At 72.9% G+C, this 19,795-nt stretch carries 21 protein-coding genes, 2 tRNA genes and 1 pseudogene; 9 read left to right on the top strand and 15 right to left on the bottom strand.

What is annotated here, in order from left to right:
* Positions 1-122: 122 nt before the first annotated feature.
* Positions 123-195: transfer RNA gene (locus ACFXGN_RS29955), tRNA-Ala, on the bottom strand.
* 70 nt (positions 196-265) lie between these two features.
* Between ACFXGN_RS29955 and ACFXGN_RS29960 the strand changes: the two genes are divergently transcribed.
* On the top strand, positions 266-613 hold the full coding sequence (locus tag ACFXGN_RS29960) for a hypothetical protein (RefSeq protein ID WP_384865120.1): 348 nt from the start codon (positions 266-268) through the stop codon (positions 611-613).
* Between the two features lie 47 nt (positions 614-660).
* On the opposite strand, the gene ACFXGN_RS29965 is transcribed toward ACFXGN_RS29960, so the two are convergent.
* Together ACFXGN_RS29965 and ACFXGN_RS29970 are read right to left on the bottom strand one after the other, a co-directional pair.
* Positions 661-1,122 (bottom strand): ribonuclease domain-containing protein, encoded by a 462-nt coding sequence (locus ACFXGN_RS29965; RefSeq protein WP_384865122.1) that lies wholly within the window; start codon positions 1,120-1,122, stop codon positions 661-663.
* Between the two features lie 148 nt (positions 1,123-1,270).
* Positions 1,271-1,450: a hypothetical protein gene (locus ACFXGN_RS29970; RefSeq protein WP_384865124.1), complete on the bottom strand. Its 180-nt coding sequence runs from the start codon at positions 1,448-1,450 to the stop codon at positions 1,271-1,273.
* 248 nt (positions 1,451-1,698) lie between these two features.
* Here ACFXGN_RS29970 and ACFXGN_RS29975 point away from each other — a divergent pair.
* A pseudogene (locus ACFXGN_RS29975) lies at positions 1,699-2,439 on the top strand (phosphotransferase family protein); the annotation flags it as partial.
* A gap of 142 nt (positions 2,440-2,581) precedes the next feature.
* On the opposite strand, the gene ACFXGN_RS29980 reads toward ACFXGN_RS29975, so the two are convergent.
* The 3 genes from ACFXGN_RS29980 to ACFXGN_RS29990 form a co-directional block, all read right to left on the bottom strand.
* Entirely contained in the window at positions 2,582-3,334 is a 753-nt protein-coding gene (locus ACFXGN_RS29980; protein ID WP_384865125.1) for an SDR family oxidoreductase, read from the bottom strand.
* 13 nt (positions 3,335-3,347) lie between these two features.
* The gene (locus ACFXGN_RS29985) at positions 3,348-4,535 is read right to left on the bottom strand and encodes an acyl-CoA dehydrogenase family protein (RefSeq protein ID WP_384865127.1); all 1,188 of its coding nucleotides are present in this window, start codon (positions 4,533-4,535) and stop codon (positions 3,348-3,350) included.
* An 82-nt stretch (positions 4,536-4,617) separates the two neighbouring features.
* Positions 4,618-5,568 carry a 2-hydroxyacid dehydrogenase gene (locus ACFXGN_RS29990; protein ID WP_384865129.1) on the bottom strand — a complete coding sequence of 317 codons (951 nt, stop codon included), beginning with the start codon at positions 5,566-5,568 and terminating at the stop codon, positions 4,618-4,620.
* Between the two features lie 314 nt (positions 5,569-5,882).
* On the opposite strand from ACFXGN_RS29990, the gene ACFXGN_RS29995 reads away from it, so the two are divergent.
* Positions 5,883-6,221, top strand: a complete 339-nt coding sequence (locus ACFXGN_RS29995; RefSeq protein WP_384865130.1) for a hypothetical protein — start codon at positions 5,883-5,885, stop codon at positions 6,219-6,221.
* Here ACFXGN_RS29995 and ACFXGN_RS30000 read toward each other — a convergent pair.
* Complete coding sequence (locus ACFXGN_RS30000) at positions 6,212-6,598, bottom strand: transposase (protein ID WP_384865132.1); 387 nt, start codon at positions 6,596-6,598, stop codon at positions 6,212-6,214. The genes ACFXGN_RS29995 and ACFXGN_RS30000 overlap by 10 nt on opposite strands.
* 36 nt (positions 6,599-6,634) lie before the next feature.
* Between ACFXGN_RS30000 and ACFXGN_RS30005 the strand changes: the two genes are divergently transcribed.
* Both ACFXGN_RS30005 and ACFXGN_RS30010 read left to right on the top strand, forming a co-directional pair.
* Positions 6,635-8,017 (top strand): erythromycin esterase family protein, encoded by a 1,383-nt coding sequence (locus ACFXGN_RS30005; RefSeq protein WP_384865134.1) that lies wholly within the window; start codon positions 6,635-6,637, stop codon positions 8,015-8,017.
* A gap of 648 nt (positions 8,018-8,665) precedes the next feature.
* Positions 8,666-9,226 carry a hypothetical protein gene (locus ACFXGN_RS30010; protein ID WP_384865136.1) on the top strand — a complete coding sequence of 187 codons (561 nt, stop codon included), beginning with the start codon at positions 8,666-8,668 and terminating at the stop codon, positions 9,224-9,226.
* A gap of 77 nt (positions 9,227-9,303) precedes the next feature.
* Here ACFXGN_RS30010 and ACFXGN_RS30015 read toward each other — a convergent pair whose 3' ends face one another.
* The 4 genes from ACFXGN_RS30015 to ACFXGN_RS30030 form a co-directional block, all read right to left on the bottom strand.
* Positions 9,304-9,546 (bottom strand): DUF5713 family protein, encoded by a 243-nt coding sequence (locus ACFXGN_RS30015; RefSeq protein ID WP_384865155.1) that lies wholly within the window; start codon positions 9,544-9,546, stop codon positions 9,304-9,306.
* A 711-nt stretch (positions 9,547-10,257) separates the two neighbouring features.
* A complete protein-coding gene (locus ACFXGN_RS30020; protein WP_384865138.1) occupies positions 10,258-10,461 on the bottom strand; it encodes a hypothetical protein in 204 nt (67 codons plus the stop codon).
* Between the two features lie 105 nt (positions 10,462-10,566).
* Positions 10,567-11,340 (bottom strand): hypothetical protein, encoded by a 774-nt coding sequence (locus ACFXGN_RS30025; RefSeq protein WP_384865140.1) that lies wholly within the window; start codon positions 11,338-11,340, stop codon positions 10,567-10,569.
* The gene (locus ACFXGN_RS30030; protein WP_384865157.1) at positions 11,325-11,816 is read right to left on the bottom strand and encodes a hypothetical protein; all 492 of its coding nucleotides are present in this window, start codon (positions 11,814-11,816) and stop codon (positions 11,325-11,327) included. The genes ACFXGN_RS30025 and ACFXGN_RS30030 overlap by 16 nt, the downstream gene beginning before the upstream one ends.
* 175 nt (positions 11,817-11,991) lie before the next feature.
* On the opposite strand from ACFXGN_RS30030, the gene ACFXGN_RS30035 reads away from it, so the two are divergent.
* Positions 11,992-12,912 carry a hypothetical protein gene (locus ACFXGN_RS30035; RefSeq protein ID WP_384865142.1) on the top strand — a complete coding sequence of 307 codons (921 nt, stop codon included), beginning with the start codon at positions 11,992-11,994 and terminating at the stop codon, positions 12,910-12,912.
* Between the two features lie 39 nt (positions 12,913-12,951).
* Here ACFXGN_RS30035 and ACFXGN_RS30040 read toward each other — a convergent pair whose 3' ends face one another.
* Positions 12,952-13,245 carry a hypothetical protein gene (locus ACFXGN_RS30040; protein WP_384865144.1) on the bottom strand — a complete coding sequence of 98 codons (294 nt, stop codon included), beginning with the start codon at positions 13,243-13,245 and terminating at the stop codon, positions 12,952-12,954.
* Positions 13,246-13,474: 229 nt separating this feature from the next.
* Here ACFXGN_RS30040 and ACFXGN_RS30045 point away from each other — a divergent pair, with 229 nt between their 5' ends.
* The gene (locus tag ACFXGN_RS30045; protein ID WP_384865145.1) at positions 13,475-14,422 is read left to right on the top strand and encodes a zinc-binding dehydrogenase; all 948 of its coding nucleotides are present in this window, start codon (positions 13,475-13,477) and stop codon (positions 14,420-14,422) included.
* Between the two features lie 201 nt (positions 14,423-14,623).
* Here the strand turns inward: ACFXGN_RS30045 and ACFXGN_RS30050 are convergent, their stop codons facing one another.
* Complete coding sequence (locus tag ACFXGN_RS30050; RefSeq protein WP_384865147.1) at positions 14,624-14,890, bottom strand: hypothetical protein; 267 nt, start codon at positions 14,888-14,890, stop codon at positions 14,624-14,626.
* A 600-nt stretch (positions 14,891-15,490) separates the two neighbouring features.
* Here ACFXGN_RS30050 and ACFXGN_RS30055 point away from each other — a divergent pair.
* On the top strand, positions 15,491-15,706 hold the full coding sequence (locus ACFXGN_RS30055) for a hypothetical protein (RefSeq protein ID WP_384865148.1): 216 nt from the start codon (positions 15,491-15,493) through the stop codon (positions 15,704-15,706).
* A gap of 584 nt (positions 15,707-16,290) precedes the next feature.
* Here the strand turns inward: ACFXGN_RS30055 and ACFXGN_RS30060 are convergent.
* Both ACFXGN_RS30060 and ACFXGN_RS30065 read right to left on the bottom strand, forming a co-directional pair.
* Positions 16,291-18,699, bottom strand: coding sequence for a hypothetical protein (locus ACFXGN_RS30060; protein ID WP_384865150.1), 2,409 nt, complete (start codon positions 18,697-18,699; stop codon positions 16,291-16,293).
* A gap of 3 nt (positions 18,700-18,702) precedes the next feature.
* Positions 18,703-18,776: transfer RNA gene (locus tag ACFXGN_RS30065), tRNA-Pro, on the bottom strand.
* Positions 18,777-18,986: 210 nt separating this feature from the next.
* On the opposite strand from ACFXGN_RS30065, the gene ACFXGN_RS30070 reads away from it, so the two are divergent.
* Entirely contained in the window at positions 18,987-19,637 is a 651-nt protein-coding gene (locus tag ACFXGN_RS30070) for a hypothetical protein (RefSeq protein ID WP_384865152.1), read from the top strand.
* Positions 19,638-19,795 lie beyond the last annotated feature (158 nt).

Below are 19,795 nucleotides of genomic sequence, written 5' to 3' on the forward strand. Positions count from 1 at the left end.
CACGGGGGCTCCACCCTTCAGTCCGGGAAAGGAGTCCGGGGCGGCGGTGGCCGGTTTTGCCACGGAGCGGAGCGGAGCATCGTCGTGGGCCTGACGCGGGGCCGCCGGGTGGTGGAGCGGGACGGGGCCGACCGGATTCGAACCGGCGTCTTCCTCCATGCCGTGAAGGCGCGACGACCACTGCGCTACGAACCCCGTCCCGCCAGTGATCGTAAAGGCCCCCCGCCCCCGCCGTCTCCCCGAATACGCCCCTGCCCCCGTCGCCATGAGCGGACCACCAGGCGGCTCGACCGCCTCGGCTCTGTGGAAGGCCGGATGTAGCGCGTACCGGCCGGGGGGGCTGGTGGACCACATCGCTGATGTCTCCCCCTCGGGCGGAGCCGACGACATGAAGATCGACGACGGCTCCGCCCGGTCGGCCGAGCCGCTCAAGCACCTGCCCGCTACCGCCGGTCCGCTGCGGGAACTGGGCCCGGAGTACGGGTGGGTACGGCTCGCCCGGCTGGAGTCGAACAGCTTCCTGTGGGAGCACCACGACGACGGCGAGCTCTCGGAGGCCGAGCGATACCGGCTGCGCGTCCCGCTGAACACCGACAGCAGCGCGTCCTCGTGACCGGCGGGGCCGGGTCCGAAGCGGGGCCCGGCTCGCGGTGCCGGGGGTCAGGGGCAGCCGGAGGCGATCTCCTGGAAGTTGTTGTAGTGGTCGCCGGTGTACCAGACGGTGTGGGTGTCGGGGTCGCGGACGAGGCGTTCCGCGTCGCGGTGGGTGCCGGGGGTGCGGGGGTTGACGTCGTACTCGCGGTAGCTGCCTTCCCGGGGCAGGTCGCCGGAGCGGTTGCCGTAGACGTTGCTGCCCCTGATCACCAGGTGCGTGTTGACGACCGGGTAGTCCTTGGGGCGGGTGGCCTGCGGCCAGTCGAGTTCCTTCCAGATCCCACAGGCTTCCTTCACCTGTCCCGGGAACGCTTCCACGGGCAGGGGCGGATCGATGATGTCAGCGGCCCGTGCCGTCGGAGCCTGACGGGGTGCTTCCGCCATCGCGGACGAGGCGGCGGGGACGGCGAGCGCCGCCAGCAGCACAGCGGCGGCCACCGGCCGGTACGGCTTGGGGAGGAGGTTCATGCCCGCTCAACCGGATACTCGGCGATCGGTCACGATCCGTTACTCCAGAGTGGTGGCATCCGTCGGCCGCGAGGGATCTCGACCGGCGCGCGCCGCGACCGGGCCGACGCCCCCGAGCCAGGCGCGGGCATTCACGGAGCCCTCGGCGCTACGCGGCCTCACGGGACACCCCGGACTGGCGGCGTCGTCCGGCAGGGGTGGCGTCGAACGAGGTCGGCGGATCGTCCGACACCATGACGCCGGTCTCGGGGAACGCGACGCGGGACAGCTCCCGCATCGCGGTAGTCTGCCGTTCGACCGCTTCCGCGATGCCGGGTCCATCCGGCACGGCGGCGTTACTTCCTGGTGGCGGCCAGTTGGTGAGCGGGTTTCTGGGCTGACCGTTGACCGGTCTTGGTGCAGCCGTCCCTGACGCCCGGTGACTCTTGAACTCTTGAACTCCGACGAAGAACGAAGGTGGTGGGACCGGGTCGGTGTCGTGCGTGGGGCCGCCGGTGGCGGGACGTGGTCAGTCGTGCAATTCGCACGCGGCAAACCCGGCGACGGCGGCGATCATCCCCGGGATACTGGCTGCCCATGGATGAGGTCGAAGTGGTCGTCGCCCATTCCGAGCGTGCGACCCTGCGCGTCGGCGACGTGTTCCTGAAGGTGGACGCCGATCAGGCGCGGATCGACGTCGAGGTCGAGGCGATGTCCCTCGCGCCGGTCCCGACCCCGGAGGTCCTGTGGCGCAAGCCGCCCGTGCTCGCGCTCGCCGCACTCCGAGGTACGACGCTCGGGCGCCTCGGCGGGCCGTCGACCGGGTCACCGGCGGCGTGGGCCGCGGCGGGCGCCGCCGTCAGGAAGCTGCACGAAGCGCCCCTGCCGCCCCGGCCCGGCCGCGCCGGGCGGAGCATCGACACGCTGGCGGCGGAACTCGACGACGAGTGCGAGTCGCTCGTGACCAACGGCCTCCTGCCCGCCGACCTGGTCACCCGCAACCGCCAGGTCGCCGAGGCCGCGCTCCGGCCGTGGACTCCGGCGTTCACCCACGGCGACCTGCAGATCGCGCACGTCTTCGTCGACGGCGACGAGGTCACCGGCATCATCGACTGGTCCGAGGCGGGCCAGGGTGACGCCCTGTACGACCTCGCCACCCTCACGCTCGGACACGAGGAGCACCTCGACGACGTCATCGCCGGTTACGGCGCCGACATCGACATCGACGTGATCCACGCGTGGTGGTCGTTGCGAAGCCTGCTGGCGGTTCGCTGGCTGATCGAGCACGGCTTCGACCCGTCCGCGCCGGGCTGTGAGATCGACGTACTGAGATCCCGGAGTTCCGGTTCTCGTACGCGCCCGTCGTCGAGGAGAGGGTCGGCGACCCGGCCGGATTCCGGACTTGTGCGGGGGCCTGGGGACCACACCGTCTAGCGGCGGCCTTGGGGGGTGGGAGTCGATCGCAGGGCGCGGGGCCGTGTCAGCGCATATGGGTGCCGCCGTTGATGTCGAAGGTGGCGCCGGTGACGTATCCGCCCTCTTCGCTCACCAGATAGGCCACGAGACCGGCCACCTCCGGCGGTCTTCCCATCCGGCCCACCGGGATCTGCTGGGCCGCCTCGGCCACCGCCGACGGGCCGAGCCCGGCGACCGCCGGGGTCTCGACGGCGGCCGGGGCGACCGCGTTGACGGTCACGCCGTGCGCCGCCAGTTCACGGGCGAACACCTTGGTCAGCACCAGAACGCCTGCCTTGGCGGCGGAGTAGTGGGCGCCTGCGAGGGTGCCGCCCTGCTGGCCGGCCAGCGAGGAGAGGTTGACCACCCGGCCCCAGCCGCGGTCGCGCATCGCGGGCGCGCACAGCCGGGTCAAGGTGAGGACGCTGCGCAGATTGGTCGTCAGTACGGCGTCCCATTCGTCCAGTTCGATGTCCCATACCGAGCCGGGGGTGGTGCGGGCGGCGTTGTTGATCAGGATGTCGGGGGCGTGCCAGGCGGCGGCGGTCTCGCGCAGCGCGGCGTGGACGGCGTCCGTGTCGTCGACGTCCGCGCGCAGCGGCAGCGCGGTGCCCGCGCCGACGGGGTCGAGGGTGGCGGACAGCCGGGTCACGGCGTCGCCGTCGCGGTCCAGCAGGGCCACCCGGTGGCCGGACTCGTGCAGCCGTTCGGCGATCGCGGCGCCGATGCCGCGTCCCGCGCCGGTGACCAGCGCCACCCGGAGGCCGGTCGTCGTCATCGTCGGCTCCCCCTCAGATGACCGGGCTGGGCGGCAGCGGGGCGCCGAGCAGAGCGCGGCCGTATATCTCCTTGCTGGTCTGGACGCTGAGCGCGGCGTGCCGGGACGCCGTCTCGATATCGCGCCAGGCCCGTTGGAGGACCGAGCCGTCCGCGAAGCTGCCCGCGCCCGCGGTGTCCAGCAGCAGGCTCACGGCGTCGCGGGCGCAGCGCATGGCGTGGGCGGCGTCCATCCGCAGTCGGGCCCGTTCGGCGAGCGCGGGACGGCGCCCCGCGCGGGCGTGGGCGTCCACCTCGTCGGCGGCGCGGCGCAGATGCAGCCGGGCGGTGTCGATGAGCGTCGCGGCGTCCGCCACGTTGAGCTGATGGGCGGGGTCCTCGGCGACCAGCCGGTGCAGCGGGGAGACCGTCTGTCTGCCCCGGGCCGCGGCGTCCAGCACCTTCTCCAGGGACGCCGTGGCGATCCCGACGGCCGTCGCCACCAGCGGCAGGTTGATGGAGAGATGGAAGGTGATCCGGGGTTCGCCGGGATGGCGTCGCCGGTAGGCGCCGTCCGCCATGGCGGTCAGGGAGATCGTGCGGGAGTCCGGCACATGCACGTCGTCCGCGACGGCCGTGTCGCTGCCGGTGCCGCACATGCCCGCCATGTGCCAGACGTCCTCGACGGTCAGGTCGGCGGTGGGGACCACGGCCATGCCGCGCTCCGGTTCGCCCCCCGCGCCGGGCCGGACGAAGCCGAGCAGGGTCCAGGGCGCGTGGTGGATGCCGGATATCCAGGGCCAACGGCCGCTCAGCGCCCAGCCGTTGTCCGTACGCCGTGCCGTTCCGGACGGGTTGGCGCTGCCGCAGACGACAGCGTCCGGGTCGTCCCGCCACAGGGCCGCGCGCTCGGAACGGGGCAGCTGGGAGGCGAAGAGGGCGCCGCCGTAGGCGATGCCCACGATCCAGGAGGCGGACGCGCAGCCCTTCGCCAGTTCCTCGCACACGTCCACCGCCGTACGGGCGCCCGCGCCCTGGCCGCCGTACTCGGCCGGGGTCCCGAGGCGGAGCAGGCCTGCCCGGCGCAGGCCGGTCACGGTGGTGCCGGTGAGGGAGCGCCGCTCCTCGGTGCGGGCCGCTTCGGCGGCGAGCAGCGGGACCAGTGAGCGCGCCGCCTCGACCGGCGTGCGGCCCTCGGCGGCATCGGGGTGAGCAGTGCCCACGGTCGTCCCTGCGCTTTCGTCGTGCCGCCCCGGTGCGGGGCGGATGGGGCGGCGGCTCGGTGTGCTTCCAGGTCCTTCGGAGTCAGTAGGCGACTATGTTGTCCAGTCCCTCGTCCGAGGCGAAGCGGTTCAGCTGTCGGCGGACGAGGGCTTCCAGGCGCGGCCACATGGCGGAGGTGAACGCGCCGACGTGCGGGGTGATCAGGACGCCGGGTGTCTCCCGGAGCGGATGACCGGCAGGCAGCGGTTCCGGGTCGGTCACATCGAGCGCGGCCGTCAGTCTGCCGTCGCGCACCTCCGTGAGCAGGGCGGCCGTGTCGACGACGGCTCCTCTGGCGACGTTCACCAGCAGCGCTCCGTCCCGGGCCCGGGACAGCAGCTTCGCGTCGAACAGGTGATGGGTCTCGGGGGTCAGCGCGGTGGTCAGTACGACGATGTCCGCGCTCGCGACGAGCCGGGGCAGCCGGGCGACGTGATGCACCGGCCCTCGGGGGGAGTCGCGGCCGGTGCGCGCGACGCGTGTCACGGCACAGCCGAAGGGGGCGAGCAGCTCGTCCAGGGCGGAGCCGACGGCTCCGTATCCCACGACGAGCACGGAACGCCCGTACAGCGACGCGGACGTCCCGGGTTGCCACGCCCCGAGATCCTGGTCACGGGTGAACTCCGGTATCCGGCGCAGTGAGGCAAGGATGAGCGTCAGCGCCAGCTCCGCCGTGCTGCGGGCGTGCACCCCGCGCGCGTTGCACAGGACGACCCGGCCCGGCATCCGACGCATCCAGGTCTCCAGCCCGTCGGTCCCGGAGCTGAGTGCCTGGACGGCTCTGAGCCGTGTCATCCGAGGAAGCGGCCTGCTGATGACCCCGAGATCCTGAACGAGGGGCGGTACGTAGAACTCCACGGCCGCCGGGTCCGACGGGAACGGCGAATGCCCGTCCCAGCGGGCGTAACGCAGCCCGCCGGGCAGACCGATGAGGCTGGTGAACTCGGTGGGGAGCCAGACCTGCCGGGAATCCGGGGGTGCGTCGAAGGGCACAGTGCTCAGCCTCGCCGTTCGGGGTGCGGTCGCGTGCCCGGCGCACCCGGTCGTGCGCCGACGGCTCAGGGTATCCCCGTGCTGTTGAGAGCGGACGTCCCTTCCGCCTGCCGGGGGGCTACGGGCGGATGATGACGGGCAGTTCGCTGTGACCGTTGGAGATGAAGCCCGGCTCGGGGCGCAGTCGGTCCAGGGCACGGCGAGGGCGAGACGGGGAAGCGGTCAAAGAGATCGCGCAGGGTGATTCGGCTCCGAGGCGACCGAGGGCGGCTCCGAGACAGAGGCTCGTGCCGTGCCCGAAGGAGAGAGGGCTCTTGTCGCTCCGGGTGGCGTCGAAGTCGTCGGCGATGAGACCGGGCGGGCCGGATGCCGCCCCACCCGCCCTGGTCCTCGCCCTGACCGACCAGGACAACAACCTCGTAGTGCTCCCCGAACGCGGCAACGGCGCCCACCTGTTCGCCGTGATCGAGCACACCGTCTGGCACCCGGGCACCGCCGCCGTGCACACCGTGGGCCTGGCCCCCAGCGACAACGAGCGCCTGATCACCACAGTGGAATCGCTCCTCCAGAGCACCGCCCGCACCACACCCTGGGAGCAGCTCACCGGTCTCGTCCGCTCTCATCCAGCCGACCCCTCCCGTATCTACTGCTGAAGCGACAGGAGCTCCCCGCCCAGAGAAGGCGCTTCAAACAGGTCTCGGCTCGGACTCCGCCTGCCCCAGCACCGCCGCAGGGCGGCGGAGTACCCGTCGCCGTGGGCGGGGGCGTAGAGGGCGCCGCAGCCGGGAGAGGCGCGCATCGAGGCGAACGCCCAGTGGTGGGCGGCGGTCTTGAGGCTGCGGTTGCAGACCTTGCGGTGGGCGACGGTGTGGCTGGTGGCGGAGGAGCAGGTGATGGGGGCGGCTCCCGCGTAGGCACGTAGGTGCCAGGAGGGGGAGCCCACTCCCGGCGGGAGGGGGAGCCCACTCCACCAGGAACCGGGGAGCTGCGGCCACTGCGTCACCAGGGGACCGCGGGCGAGGATCTTCATCACGTCGTCGGCTGCGAACCCAAGGAGTCCACCAGCATGACCAGTCACCACCACCTGCGCATCGGCCGCAGAGCCATGCTCGTCACGGCGGCGATCGCGATGGGAATGACCCTCACCCCCGCGGTGGCGCAGGCGGCCCCGACCACCCAACAGCCCCCGGCCGCGACCGCCACCCGGGCCCAGGACCCCGTCGTCCGCGCGCTGGACCGGATCGCCCACCCGCTGCGCTCCACCGAACCCGGCGGAAGCCACACCGACCTGCGCGCCCTCGGCGCGATGATCGGCGGCGCGAAGGTCGTGGGCCTGGGCGAGGCCACCCACGGCTCCCACGAGTTCTTCGCCATGAAGGACCGGCTCTTCCGCTACCTCGTCGAGGAGAAGGGATTCCGCGCCTTCTCCCTGGAGTTCAGCTGGGCCGCCGGACTGCGGATCGACGAGTACCTCCAGACCGGCAAGGGCGACGCCCGACGGATCGCCGAGGAGAATCTCGCCAACTCCCCCTGGGACCGCGAGGAGTTCGTCCGTCTCATCGAGTGGATGCGCGACCACAACCGCCGCAATCCCACCCGTACCGTCCACTTCGTCGGCAACGACCTCTCCGGCCCGGCCATGACCGACGACCTCTTCGGCCGGATCACCGGCTACGTCCACCGCCACCACCCCGCGCTGGCGCCCCGGGTCGACCGCCTCTACACCGGGCTGCGCCCCGTCGACGACGTCTTCGAGTACCTGAAGAAGCCGCTCGCCGAGCGACAGCTCTTCGCCGACCGGGCCCGGGAGGCGCACGAGCTGATCAGCGCGGCGGGCGGGCGGGACCGGGAGGCCCATGAACTGGCCGTGCAGAACGCCCGTTCCGTCGCCGACACCACCCGGTTCCTGACCGCGGATCCCGGCAACCCCGCCACGATGCCCGACTTCCAGCGCCTCCGCGACGAGGCCATGGCCCGCAACGTCCTGTGGTGGCAACGGCGCACCGGCCACAAGATCCTGGTCTCCGCGCACAACGACCATCTCGGCCTGATCGCCGGGACGGCCGCGATGTACCCCAAGACTCAGGGCTCCTTCCTCCGCGACGCGCTGGGCCGGAACTACCTGCCCATCGGCATGACCTTCGACCAGGGTTCCTTCCTCTCCAAGTCCACCGCCATCGGCGGCGACTGGAAGAAGTTCACCGCCGGCGCCGCTGCCCCGGGCACCAACGAGCGCACCCTCGACCGGGTCCGCCACCGCGACTTCTACGCCGACCTGCGCACCGCCGCCCCCGTCGCCCGCGACTGGCTGGACACCGCCCGCCCCACCCGCAGCATCGGCACGCTGTTCAGCGACGACTACCCCCTCTACGACCTGGCGCTCGGCCGTGCCTTCGACGTCCTGGTCCACCTCCACGACGTACGGGAGGCAGACCTGCCTCGCCCGTGAACCACGGGGGTCCGGGCCCGCCGACACGGACCCGGACCCCCAGAGCCGTCGGCGGTGGTCCAGCACCCGACGGCACGGCCCGTCGCGAGAGCACTGCCCCGTACGGTGGGTGAGCCGCGGGCCAGACCGCGCCAGCCGTCAACCAGCCCCCAGCCGTCCCGCCCTGGGCCCGCGCCGCCGCCGAGACCGCCGTGACGCACCAGGCTGTCTCCGAGAGCTCCTTCCGGCCCGGTCGCCGTACGTCTCCAAGGGCGTGGACCGGGATCCCAGTACGTACATACTCCCGTGCGATACGGCAACCGCCGGGCCACCTTTGTCCGAGCGCGGTGAGGGCGGCCAACTGCTCCGCGCTGAGCTTGTCCCGCCTCGACTTGGCGTTCGAGAGCCACACCCCCGGCTCCACGGGCACCGGCTCCGCCTCGCCGTCGACCGTGATCTCCACGACCGCGCCGCGCGGAACGGGCCCCGGGACGGGCCCCGGGACGGGCCCCAGGGCGGGCGGCGGGCGGCGGGCGGCGGGCGGCGGGCGGCGGGCGGCGGGCGGCGGGCGGCGGGGCAACCTTCGGCGGCCGGACGGGGTCTGATCTTCTGCCGGGCCGGTACCGCCGCTCCGCCCACCGGCCACCGGCCACCACCCGAAGGATGCCCATGAACGACACGACCACCCCGCCCGAGCCCTCGCCCTCGCCCGAGGCTCTGGCCGAGTTGCTCGACGCTGAGCGGACCCGGGTGTTCCAGACCATCACGTCGCCGTGGCCGCACTTCCTCCTGAGCGTGGTGTGCGCGGCGGCCGTGTGGCTGCCCGACACCGGCATGGCGCGGACGGTGGCGGTGCTGTCGGTGGTGGCTCCCGGCGTGTGGATCCTGTTGCGCAACGGGGCGCTGGCCCGCGCGGGTACCGTCTACGCCGACGACGAGGAGGACGCGGACGGCCCGGCCGACCCCGCGCTCGCGTCGCGGGTGGCGGCGCGGATGCTGGCCGTCACCAACGTCGTCGTCTCGACCGCCGTCGCCGCAGTGGTGCTGTTCCTGCCGCTGGGCGTCCTGCGGATCGTGCTCCCGGCGCTCTGCCTCTGGTACGCCTTCGACCTGTTCCGCCAGTCCCGTGACCGCCGCAGGGCCCTCGCCGTGATCGAACGGGCCGAGGGCGAGCCCTGGTATCCGGCGTACCGCTCCCGGATCGAGGCGCGGCGGGCCGCCCTGGCGTGACGGCGGGTAAGCCGACGGGGGCGGCGGGGCGGGGGCCCGCTGCTGTCGCCCGGAGACCCCCGGTGTCCGACGGGCCGTCACCACGCGCGGGTAGCGATCAGTTCCTCCGGGCCGACGCCGACGAAGCCGTACGCGGTGGCGAGGAGCCGGAAGTCCTCGGGGATCTCCTCCGTGGCGGCGTGGGTGAGGACGTACAGCGCGGCCAGGTCGGCGGGCCGGTCGGCCTCGATCCGCTCGCACAGCCGGAGCAGGACCTCGCGCTCCTTGTCGACGACGTGGTCGGGGAAGTGCCCGCCCTCGGCGCGGACGCTGAGGAGCAGGTTGGCGGGGCCGCCGCAGGGTGCCCGTCGGTACCGGTGGCGAGTGCCTGTCACTGCGGCCGGTGTCTCGACCCGGAGCACGCGGTGCGTCTGCCGGAGGCGGCCGGGCCCGGCACGCGCGGCCCCGACCGCCGCAGCCGGTCCAGCCTCCCGTCCCGTACCGACCACTGCACGCGCCGCCCGGCTGGCACACTGGCGACGGGGGAGGTCCGGGGAGGACGAAGGCGACGTCGAGCTGGCGGGGGCGCGGGCTGATTCGCGCAGGCCAGCCGCTCGACTGCGCTGTGCCCGGGTCTGGAGGTGGAACGACAGCATGTCGTCCATCGAGATGTCGGTGTGCTACTGGCAGTACGCGGCGATCAGCATGGACGCCATGTCCATCGTGTCGGAGGCGTCCGTGGCGCGGATCAGAGCATCCGCATCCAGTCGTGCGCGAAGCGCGGCTCGGTGTACTGCAGGACTCCTGGCAGCTCGTGACTGCCTCGACGACGAGCTGGTGAACCGCCTGGCGCAGGGCCTCGGGCATCGGGGTGCGTTCCATGACCGCACGCTAGAAAGATCGAACCTCTGCGTACCGGAGGTGCGGCCCCGGGCTCACCTGGACAGACTAGGCTCGCTCGCGGCCCGCGCCGGGATGGGGCGCGCGGGAGAGACCCGGACACCGCCACCGGCGACCAAAGCCAGGGCCAAGACGACGACGCGGCGGGCGCCCTATAGGCCGACACCTACGTCGTAGTCCACGACCCGCGCGGCCTGGTCGAGACCGGACTCTCCCTCGGCCGAGCGCCTTACGAAGCGCTCGTCACCGCCGTCCTCGCCTGGACCAACCCGGCCCTCGCCACCCGCGACTACGAGCAGATCGCCCTCCAGCTCACCGGACACGCCCGCCCCCTGGCCGCCTACTTCGCCCGCCACGCCGAAGCCTTCTCGCACATCGCCCGTAGGCGGTGGGCCCGCCCGCAGATGGCCGACGCTGTCGGGGGCTCACGAAGGTCTTTCGGATCTGCTCCTCAGCCAGCTCTACCTGGGAGGAACACGCCCGGTGAGCCTTTCCCACTCGCGGGAGGCCTCTGCCAGCCGGGCTTCCGCTTTCTCGCCCCGAGGGTCGGTGCCGTTGCGCTGGCGAAGCTTCCGCAGGTGCTCCTGAGCGGCGTCCAGTTCGCTCGTGTCGGTCTGTGCCTCCTCCCACTTGCTCTCGGCCTCCTTGAGCTGACGCGGAAGGCGAGCACGGAAGACGTTCTCCTGCGCGACGGTGTTCTGGACCGTCACGGCGAAGTCGCGCACCTGGTCCTCATCGAAAAGCTGCTCATCGCTCTCGGGCGAGGACGGAAGGTGCGGGTACTTGGCCCGATATACGTGCCCGTCAGCGTCGGTGCAGTAGACGGAGTAGTTTTTCTGTCCGGGCTCGAAGCGGACCTCCATGCCGACCAAGGCGATGGAGCGCGTCCCCGAGGGGGACTGCACAACGAGAACGTGCTGGAACAGGACAAGTTCCCCGAGCGCCTCGATCCGCTCTCCGTGGCCAGGGTTGTTCAGCGACGCGATGCGCTGATCCAGTCGGCGCAGACGTTCTTCCCGAGTCTTCTCGGCCGAGTCGACATCGTGGCGTGCCTTCAACTCGGTCCGCGCCTTCGAGCGTTCCCAGGCACGAGCTGCGCCGCGAGCGTCCGACCACGCCTTCCGGGCATCCACATACCTCTGGCTGAAGGCGTGTTCCCACCGTCCCGGATAGCGGTACCGCTGCCATACCACCCCTGCCAGCACACCAGCGCAAATGATCAACGCAAGAACCATGACGCGCTCCGTCCTCCTTCTGTGCCGTGTGGATCTGTCTTACCGGGATCTGCTCCCGTTACCGCCGAGTTCCGGCAAAGCGTCAGCAACCCCACACGGGCTGGCAGCCCGACCCGAAAATGCCCACCGCCCTCGAGGGCTGCGCCCTCTACACGGGCGAGCGGGAGGACTTCCACGGCGGCCCGCTCGCGAGCGAATACACCGTCCAGTGCGGCGCTCGGCCCCTCCTCCAAGGGGTCCACGGTGACGAGGTCGGCCAAGCCTTCGCGCCTGCAGACCTCCGCGACCTGGCCGGGGTGGTGCAGCGTCCCCTCCGGGTTGCCGGACAGGTTGGCCAGGAGGCCGCGGTCGACGAACCGCCGCACGGTGAACGCCGTCACGTTGGCCTTCGCGCCGTACGCGATCGGGTCCGGGGTGCCGAGCGCGTCGGCGACCCGGTCCGCCGCCGCCCCGCCCGAGACCGGCGCCTCATCCATCACGGCCCGTAGGGCGTCGGCGGCCTGCGTCTGACGGCCCGGATGCCCGCGCCTCTGTGAGCCGCGCCCTTCGCCTCCGTGGTCACCGGGCGTGGGGGCGGCGCGGCGGTGATGCCGGGGGTGGTGCATGATGCAACCGGAGGGGATTTGAATGCGTTCAGAAATGTGGGATGCGGTGTCTGACCAGGCACAGTTGCGCGTGAGGGACCGGCTCGATGAGGTCGTGGCGGCTTCCGTCGCGGTGTTGCTGGTCGAAGCGGCCATCGGGCTGATCGCGAGTCATGTGTGGGAGCAGACGATGGAGAGTCCCTCCCTGCCGGTGAACTCGATGGGCCTGCTCCTGCTGGCTCTCGGCTCCCCGTTCCTGGCGGGGGCAGGTGCCTTGCTCGCTACGGTGGTGGCGTTCGTCGTGGTCGTGCCGGTGATGTGCGTGGGCGCCTGGCTCAGCCGTGTCGTGTCCGGGCGTGAGGTCTGGTGGTGGGTCCCGGCCGTGGCCGGCGCCCTGACGCTCCCACCGGCCACGGTTGTGACGGTGCTCGCCGGGGGCGGTGTCCTCTCGGGCTTCGTCGGCTGGTTCGTGGGGACGGTGGCCCTCGCGGCTCCCGCCCTGGCCGCACGTCGGCTGCTGCTGCCGGCCCGCCGTCGGCTGTCCCTCCGCACCGTGCTCGGCGCAGTTGGCGTGTACGGGGCGCTCGCCATCGTCACCGCCTTCACCCTTGCCGGAATCGCCCTGCACTCCGGGATCGGGTACGAGCCTCCGCGCTTCGACGCCCAGCAGCTCACGGGCACGTACTCCGACAGCGATGGCGGCACCCTCATCCTCACACCTGACGGCCGGGCCACCGCGGACCGTGTCCGCACCTTCAGCTACGACGACTCGACCGACTCCTTCGAGCCCCAGGTCCGCGAATGCTCAGGAACCGGCACCTGGACCCACGACCCCGCCCGCGGCCCACTCAGCCAACAGGTCCTCATCACCATCGGCTCCTGCCCCATGGACAGCTGGAACGTCTACGGCACCCTGGAACACCCCAAGCTGTACGTCTTCACCGGAGACCCCGACTCCGCCGACCTCTACACCCTGCGACGCGACTAGGTTCTGTTGCGAAGGCGACTGAAGACGCGGGGGTGTCGTTCAGAGACTTCGGATGGCCTCGGCCAGGTCGGATCCGTAGGAGGCCCAGCAGATCACGAAGCCGTCATCGTCGAGCCGCCCCATGAACCACTCGCCGTCGTCCCGCACGAGGCACATCTCGTGGAACGCAAGAATCACATCGGGACGGAGCGGCTCGTAGCCACTCAGACCGGCCACCTCCGCGACTACGAGACGATCGGAGGAGAGCGCGGTGGCGCTTGGGCCTCCGGCGATCTGCCGGGCGACGCCCTTGCCGGTGGCGATCGGTCTGCCCGGACGGTTCCTGACCGGCATGAGGGGACGGCCGGGAGAAGGAGGGGGAGCGCGGGTCCGCCCGGCGGTCCTGATCCGTCCGCCCGGGTCGTGTCCTGGGGTCCGTACGGCACGTCAGGTGGCCCACGCCTTCTATTGTGGTGGCGACCGTGGCCGCACCGGCCGCCCGGCCCCCCGGCGCGGACCGCCGGTGTCCGCGCCCTCCTCACAGCGCCCGGACGCGCGCTCCGGGGCGGACAAGGACGACCGCATGAGAGCAGTGCTTCACGGCCCGCAGGGGCTGCACCTCGGCGACGTGCCCGAGCCCCGGCCCCGGGACGACGAGGCCCTGGTCGCCGTGGCGGCGGTCTCGCTGAACTTCCGGGAGGTCGCGGACCGTCCGGCGAGTGCCCCCGGCGGAGGGGTTCCCGGCTGGGACGCCGCCGGGACCGTCGTCCGGGGCGCGGCCGACGGCTCGGGGCCCCCGGCGGGAAGCCGCGTCGTCACCTTCGGCTGGGAAGGGGCGTGGGCCGAACTGCGCGCGGTCGGCACCGCGAACCTGGCGGTCGTGCCGGAAGCGGTCGGCCTCGGGGCGGCGGCGGCCCTCCCGGTCGCCGGGGTCACCGCGCTCCAGGCGGTGCGGGGGCTGGGTTCGGTGCTCGGCCGCCGGGTACTGGTCACCGGTGCGTCGGGCGGCGTCGGCCGCTTCGCCGTCCAGCTCGCGGCCCTCGCCGGGGCCCATGTCATCGCCTCCGTGGGCGACGAGAGCCGCACCGAGGGCCTGCGCGAACTGGGGGCCCACGAGATCGTCCTGGGGCCGGACGCCCTGTCGGAACCGGTCTTCGGGGTCCTCGACCACGTCGGCGGCGACCAGCTCGCCGACGCGTTCCTCCGTCTCGAACCCGAAGGGGTCCTCCAGGCGGTCGGGCGCGCCTCGGGCCTGCCCACCACCATCGACTTCGAGGCCGCCGGGGAGGCGTCCCCCGGAGGGCGCCTCCAGAACTTCAGCGTCACCGCCCCCTTCGCGGCCGACCTCACGGTCCTGCTGCGTCTGCTGCAGTCCGGACGGCTGGCCTCCCCGATCGGCTGGCGCGGCCCCTGGGACCAGGCCGAGAGCGCGGCTGCCGCCCTTCTCTCCCGCCGTGTCCACGGCAAGGTCGTCCTCGACGTCCCCGGATCCGACCGCTGGACGACGGAGCCCAGCGGCGCGACATCGTGATCCACGGCTGACGCCGACACCGGTCGGTCGGCTGGCTGACTAGCTGGCTGGCTAGCTAGCTAGCTGAAGACCTTCCGGGTCCTCTTGGCGCTCGGCCACCCGGGCGCGGGACGCCGGGGCGGGGGCGCGGCCCCGGCTGAGACTCCGGGGCCAAGGGCTCCCGCCCCACCCGACCTTCAAGCCCCGCTCCACAACGACCGGTCAGAGCCGGGGGAACGGCGGCGTGCCGTCCATCACCCGCAGCAGTCTCCGCGCGGGCATCGCCTCCTCCAGCCGTACGGAGGAGGCGATGCCCTCGATGCCCGACCGCCCCGCGTGCACGGCCGCCCTCGCGGCGGTCTCCCAGCCGGTTCGCCGTCGGTGGCCCGCACCGCGCTCGCGCTCCTCGGTCGCCGCCGTGGCGGCGTGCCACTGCGCGGCCCGGCAGATGTTCTCCAGCAGCTCGAACAGCTCGGCCTTGCGGGGCACGTACGGGCCCCGGCAAGTTCGAGGAGGAACGGGACCGTGGGAGCCGTCGCCTCCCTCACGACCAACCCCAGCGCGCAGACGGCATCGCCCAGTTCGTCGATGGCGTCACGGGCCGTGTCCTCATCGCCATACGCGATCCGGGCCAGCAGCGGGGGAACACCGTCGGCCGCGCTCCCGGTGGCATCGAGCAGTTCCCACCAGCGGACCCCCGCAACGCCCCTGAGAAGACTCCCCATGCACCGCTCCTTCCCGGTTCCGTCGCGCGAGCGCTGCGCCCCCGGCGACCGGGCGGCGCCCTCGCGCGCGCCGCCCTCCTGTCCGGCCTCGATTTGTCCCCGCGATCAGCGGGGGCCTTCAAGGCCCCCGCAGCACACCCCGGACGATGACCACCTGGATCCGCCCCGAAGGACCTCAACGATCCGGTCGACACCCACACATGCCGCCCGTGGGAAGGGAAGCATGGGGGCGGCGGCAGGTGCGCCGACTCACGGGGCAGGTGGCCACGGAGCCACCCGTTCCCACGCCTGAGCCGCCCGTTCCACGCCCGAGCGGCCCGAGCCGGTGCTCCGCGCGGCGGCGGCACGGGAGGAGGTACGGGCCATGCGCGAACTGTGCGACCTCGGTCTGCTCGAACGGGACGTGGCCCGGGCACTGTCGTGGTGGACGCAGGCGGTGAAGGCGGGCGACGACCTGGCAGCCCACCGTCTCGCCGATCTCCACCAGATGCTCGGCGACACGGAGGAGGCCGTGCTCCACTTCCGGCGCGCCGTCACCGCTGGGGTACCGGGGGCGCCAACGACTACGGCCTGTTCCTGATCGGCCAGGGCGACGGAGTGGGCCACGGGCAACTGCCGCGCGCCGCCGAGGAGGGCGACGCGGCGGCCATGTACGACCTCGCCGGGCCGGCGGCCGAACGCGGAGACACGGCCGGAGAACGAACGGTGGAGCCGGGCCCGCGCCGAGGCCGGACACTCCGACGGCGCGTTCTCCCTGGGCCTCCTCGCCCACGGACGCGGCGACCTGGAGGAGGCGGAGGCCTGGTACCGCGCAGCCGCCGGGCACAGCATTCCGACGCCATGTTCAACCTCGGAAACCTGCTGCGCGTAGAGAGATCTCGACGGCTCGGAGGACTGGTACGGCCGGGTGGCGACGACCGGCGGCAAAGGGGCCGCCGAGAACTTCCGCCGCCGCCATCGCCACGGACGCTGACCTCCCGGGCCCACCACGTCGGGACGGTCCGCCGGACGGGCATCCGACGGGGCCGGAGCCGGACCTCGGCCTGAGCGGTGGTGGGCCCGCCGCGACGGGCCGTCCGCCGCGTGACGGCCCACCTCGTCGGGCCCTGAGAATCCCCGGCCGGTCCCCGGACGGACGCTCTCCCTCCCCGGCGGCTCCCGGGGTCAGCTCATCCAGTGGCCGCCCACGCTCCAGCCCAGGAACCTGCGGGCCGACGTGCCCGGTGCGGTCCCGTCGGGCCCGAAGTCGCCCCCGGAGGCCACCAGCCGGAGCCCGGCGACCGCCGGTCCCAGCCGGTCGGCCACGTGCGGGGGCTGCCGAGCCGTCTCGGAGACAACCCACTCCACGACCGCCGCCTGACGGCCCGGTGGGCACAGCGACAGGTGGAAGAGCATCTGCCGCCACGCGTACGCGGCTTCCTTGACGGTGCCCAACGGGCGCGGGTGCCCCTGCACCCGGGCGACGAGCCGGCACACCGTGACGAAGCAGGCTCGGGCCGATGCCTCCCACCCCGCGGCGGGCGCGATGCCGACGTACCGCACCAGGACGGCCAGGTTGTGGGTGGTGAGGATCTGCGCCTGTTCGATCACGGTGCCGTTCACGGCGGGCGGTGACCAGACGCCCGGCCTCACCACGGCCTCGGCGCCCCGGGCCCGTTCGGCACATGTCCGGCCGAACGCGTCCGCCGCCGTGGGACCCGGCCCACGCGACGGACCGCCGCGTCGCGTGCCACCCCCCGACCGCCGACCGACGGCCAGGCTCCGGACCGCCGCACAGTCGATCCCGTAGTAGCGGGCGTACGGGCTGCCGTCGAGAAGCTCGGCGGCGGTACCGGCCGCGTCGAGGAACTTGGGGGTGAAGACGCCCGTGAAGATGTCCGCCGCGAGCTCTTCGACGAACGGTGCCGTCAGGTTCGCCTGCCGCGCCAGCTGCGCCAGCTCGCGCACCAGCGGATTCGGCAGCAGCGTGCCGGGGAAGGTGCTCACCGCGAGCTCGGCGATCTGGCGCAGCGCGACACCGGACGCCTCCCGCGCCCGTTCGGCCGCGTGGCGGTCGGTGCCGTGCCCGGCGACCGCGCGCACCCAGGGAAGCTCGTCGACGCGCACCTGGTGCCGGAGGTCCAGGAGCAGCAGGGAGCGGCGGTTGCGGAAGGCGCGGTAGGTCGCCGCCGCCAGCGCGCGCAGCGCGGGGTCGGTGAACCGCTGGGCCGTGGTCTCCGCGACCGTCTGCGGGACCAGGGTGGCGAGGACTTCGGCCGAGGGGACGAGGCCGCGTTCGACCAGCGTGTCCAGGGGAGCGCTCAGAGAGGAGCCGACGGCCTGCCGCAGTCGCGCGGGGACGGCCGTGCCGGGCGGCAGTCCGGTCGCCGCGGCCTCGGCGGCGGTCACCGGTACGACGGGTGACTCGATGTCGGCGGTTCCGAATCGCTGGTCGAGGCCCGCCAGCCGATCCGCGACGAGCGCGGCGATCCGGTGGTGCGAGGGGGCCGCCGCCTGGTGGGCCTGCGCGCGGCGCAGCGCGGTGTGCGCGGGCGACCCCGGGAGGCCGCGCTTGGCCACCATGGACGCCACCGCGTGGCGCACCAGTCCCGCGAGCCTCGGTGACACCAGTCGTCCGGCCGCCCTGTCCTCGATGGCGCGCCGCAGGATGGCCGGGTTCGCTTTCGGGTCGCGGTGTCTGCCGCAGAGTGGATGGGACGACGCGAGTTCCCCGTACCGTGCGAGCAGGGCGGCGGCTTCGGCCCGGTGGTCGGGCGCACCGGCGGCCGGACGGTCTCCACGGCCGTCCGCGGCCGGTGTGGCGTGGGTGGGGCGGTCCGGTGCGCCGCCGCGCGGTACTTCCGCGACGTCGAGGGGGTGGCGCAGCCAGTACGCGAGGAGTTCGTCCTCGAAGGGGCGCCAGACGGCCAGCGCCTCACGCTGGGCCTCGACGGCGGGTCTGGCACGGCGGGCGCTCAGGACCGCGGCGACCTCGCCCACGGTGCGGCGGTGGATCGCGCCCGGCGCGGCGGCCGGACGGTCGGCGGGGCGGGGCAGAAAGCGGAGCCGGTGGGCGTACGGCTGGAGTTCCGTCACCAGGGCGGCGGCCGCCTCGACGTCCCCGACCCGCAGCAGCCAGGCGACCGTGAGCAGCGCGGTCTCCTCGGGGAGCACCGCCTCGTAGAGGCCGCTGTCCAGCAGCTCCCCCAGTATGCCGAGACCTTCCGCGGTCAGGGCGTGGGAGAACAACGCGGCTCGGTCGGCGGGAACGCCCGCCTGTCGGGCGGCCTCCTCCTCGAAGGGAGTGAGGGGTCCTCCGGCGGCGGCGCTGCCCGTGGCGAACCCGCCGCGCACGATCTCGGGCGTGGCCCAGACCGGGAGCCCGGCCACGGGTGTGCGGGAGCCGACAGCGAGCCTTCCGTCCGTGATGCCCGACAGGACCTGTCGCCACTGCCGTATCCGGCCTTGTGCGCGGTCGCGTGCGGCGCTGTCCGGATGGGCCAGGCGAGTGCGCAGTGCCCGGGCCAGCTGGGCGGAGGCGTAGGCCGGATCGATGGGCATCGTCGGGAGCTGCTGATCAGCGGTCTCGTTCATGAGCCGACGTGGCAGGATCCGCCCCTGCGCCCTCCGGGTCCCGAGCCCGGCGCTCTGTCTGACTGAGCTACACGTCGTCGACGGCGAAATCCTAGGCGGGCGGCCGACGGCTCAGCAATCGATTTCACGGCTCGTGCTCCTACCCCGGCGCAGACCGGCGGCTGTCTGTCGCGCGCTTCCTCCTCGCGGTCCGCTGGAAGTGCTCCGGCGCCGAGGCGACGTGGTGTCCGGGCACGCGGAGACCGGGCGTGGTCCCGTTGTCGGTGCCGGGCGCTAGGTTGCCGCGCATGTTGACTGACGGAGCTGAGGAGGCCGCCGTGCACGGTGTGGCACTGGTGGAGCGGGTCCTTGAGAAGGTGCGGCGGGATCCGGGCGGGTCCGCCCTGGAGTACCGGGACGTGCCGTGGGTCACCGACGGCGTGGCGTCGCCGCTGCCGCCCGGCCGTCTCGCCGCCCTGCGCTTCCCGTCGGGCAGGTCGCTCTCCCCGAGCCTCCGGGCCTGGCTGGCGTACGACATCAGCCTGTTCGAACGGCACGACTGGTTCGCCCCGGACGGCGGTCTCGGTCCCCGTCCCCTCTCGGAGCTGGTGGGCGACGAGTACGGCGCCATGTGGGCCCCGGAGTTCACCTTCTTCGACGAGCGGTTCCCGGAGTGCTTCCTTCTCCCCGGGGGCTCGGACTCGCGCCGTTTCCTCGCCGTCACCGAACCCGACGCGCTGGGCGAGTATCCGGTCCTGGCGCTCGACTTCGACGACCTGCCGTGCGTCTGCCTGATGTATCCGGGCTTCGACGTCTACGCGGCGGACACCGCGGGCCTCCTCGGCCTGCCCTTCGAGACCTACTCGGAGCTGGCCGACGACCGGACCTACGGTCCCCGGATGCGGCACCACGCGACCCACTGCTTCGCCGGAGCACGCGAGACGCAGTTCCCCTTCTGAGGCCCTCGCCGACCACGGAGGGGAAGCGGACGGCTGCGGTCCGGGCCCCGGCGAGGCAGCAGCCCTAGTACTCCAGCAGGATTTCGCTGTCTGAGCTGTGGCTTTCACCGGGCGGCGGGAGTGTAGTGGGCTGATAGGTGGTCGGGGGCGGTCTCATG

This window comes from Streptomyces sp. NPDC059247 (assembly GCF_042754005.1).
Classification (GTDB): domain Bacteria; phylum Actinomycetota; class Actinomycetes; order Streptomycetales; family Streptomycetaceae; genus Streptomyces.

What these genes read in the sequence shown, in the direction of transcription:
- ACFXGN_RS29960 (WP_384865120.1), top strand. Translation starts at nt 266, where the DNA reads ATGAGCGGACCACCAGGCGGCTCGACCGCCTCGGCTCTGTGGAAGGCC.
- ACFXGN_RS29965 (WP_384865122.1), bottom strand. Translation starts at nt 1,122, where the DNA reads ATGAACCTCCTCCCCAAGCCGTACCGGCCGGTGGCCGCCGCTGTGCTG.
- ACFXGN_RS29980 (WP_384865125.1), bottom strand. Translation starts at nt 3,334, where the DNA reads ATGACGACGACCGGCCTCCGGGTGGCGCTGGTCACCGGCGCGGGACGC.
- ACFXGN_RS30000 (WP_384865132.1), bottom strand. Translation starts at nt 6,598, where the DNA reads ATGAAGATCCTCGCCCGCGGTCCCCTGGTGACGCAGTGGCCGCAGCTC.
- ACFXGN_RS30005 (WP_384865134.1), top strand. Translation starts at nt 6,635, where the DNA reads ATGACCAGTCACCACCACCTGCGCATCGGCCGCAGAGCCATGCTCGTC.
- ACFXGN_RS30010 (WP_384865136.1), top strand. Translation starts at nt 8,666, where the DNA reads ATGAACGACACGACCACCCCGCCCGAGCCCTCGCCCTCGCCCGAGGCT.
- ACFXGN_RS30025 (WP_384865140.1), bottom strand. Translation starts at nt 11,340, where the DNA reads ATGGTTCTTGCGTTGATCATTTGCGCTGGTGTGCTGGCAGGGGTGGTA.
- ACFXGN_RS30030 (WP_384865157.1), bottom strand. Translation starts at nt 11,816, where the DNA reads ATGGATGAGGCGCCGGTCTCGGGCGGGGCGGCGGCGGACCGGGTCGCC.
- ACFXGN_RS30040 (WP_384865144.1), bottom strand. Translation starts at nt 13,245, where the DNA reads ATGCCGGTCAGGAACCGTCCGGGCAGACCGATCGCCACCGGCAAGGGC.
- ACFXGN_RS30045 (WP_384865145.1), top strand. Translation starts at nt 13,475, where the DNA reads ATGAGAGCAGTGCTTCACGGCCCGCAGGGGCTGCACCTCGGCGACGTG.
- ACFXGN_RS30055 (WP_384865148.1), top strand. Translation starts at nt 15,491, where the DNA reads ATGCGCGAACTGTGCGACCTCGGTCTGCTCGAACGGGACGTGGCCCGG.
- ACFXGN_RS30060 (WP_384865150.1), bottom strand. Translation starts at nt 18,699, where the DNA reads ATGAACGAGACCGCTGATCAGCAGCTCCCGACGATGCCCATCGATCCG.
- ACFXGN_RS30070 (WP_384865152.1), top strand. Translation starts at nt 18,987, where the DNA reads ATGTTGACTGACGGAGCTGAGGAGGCCGCCGTGCACGGTGTGGCACTG.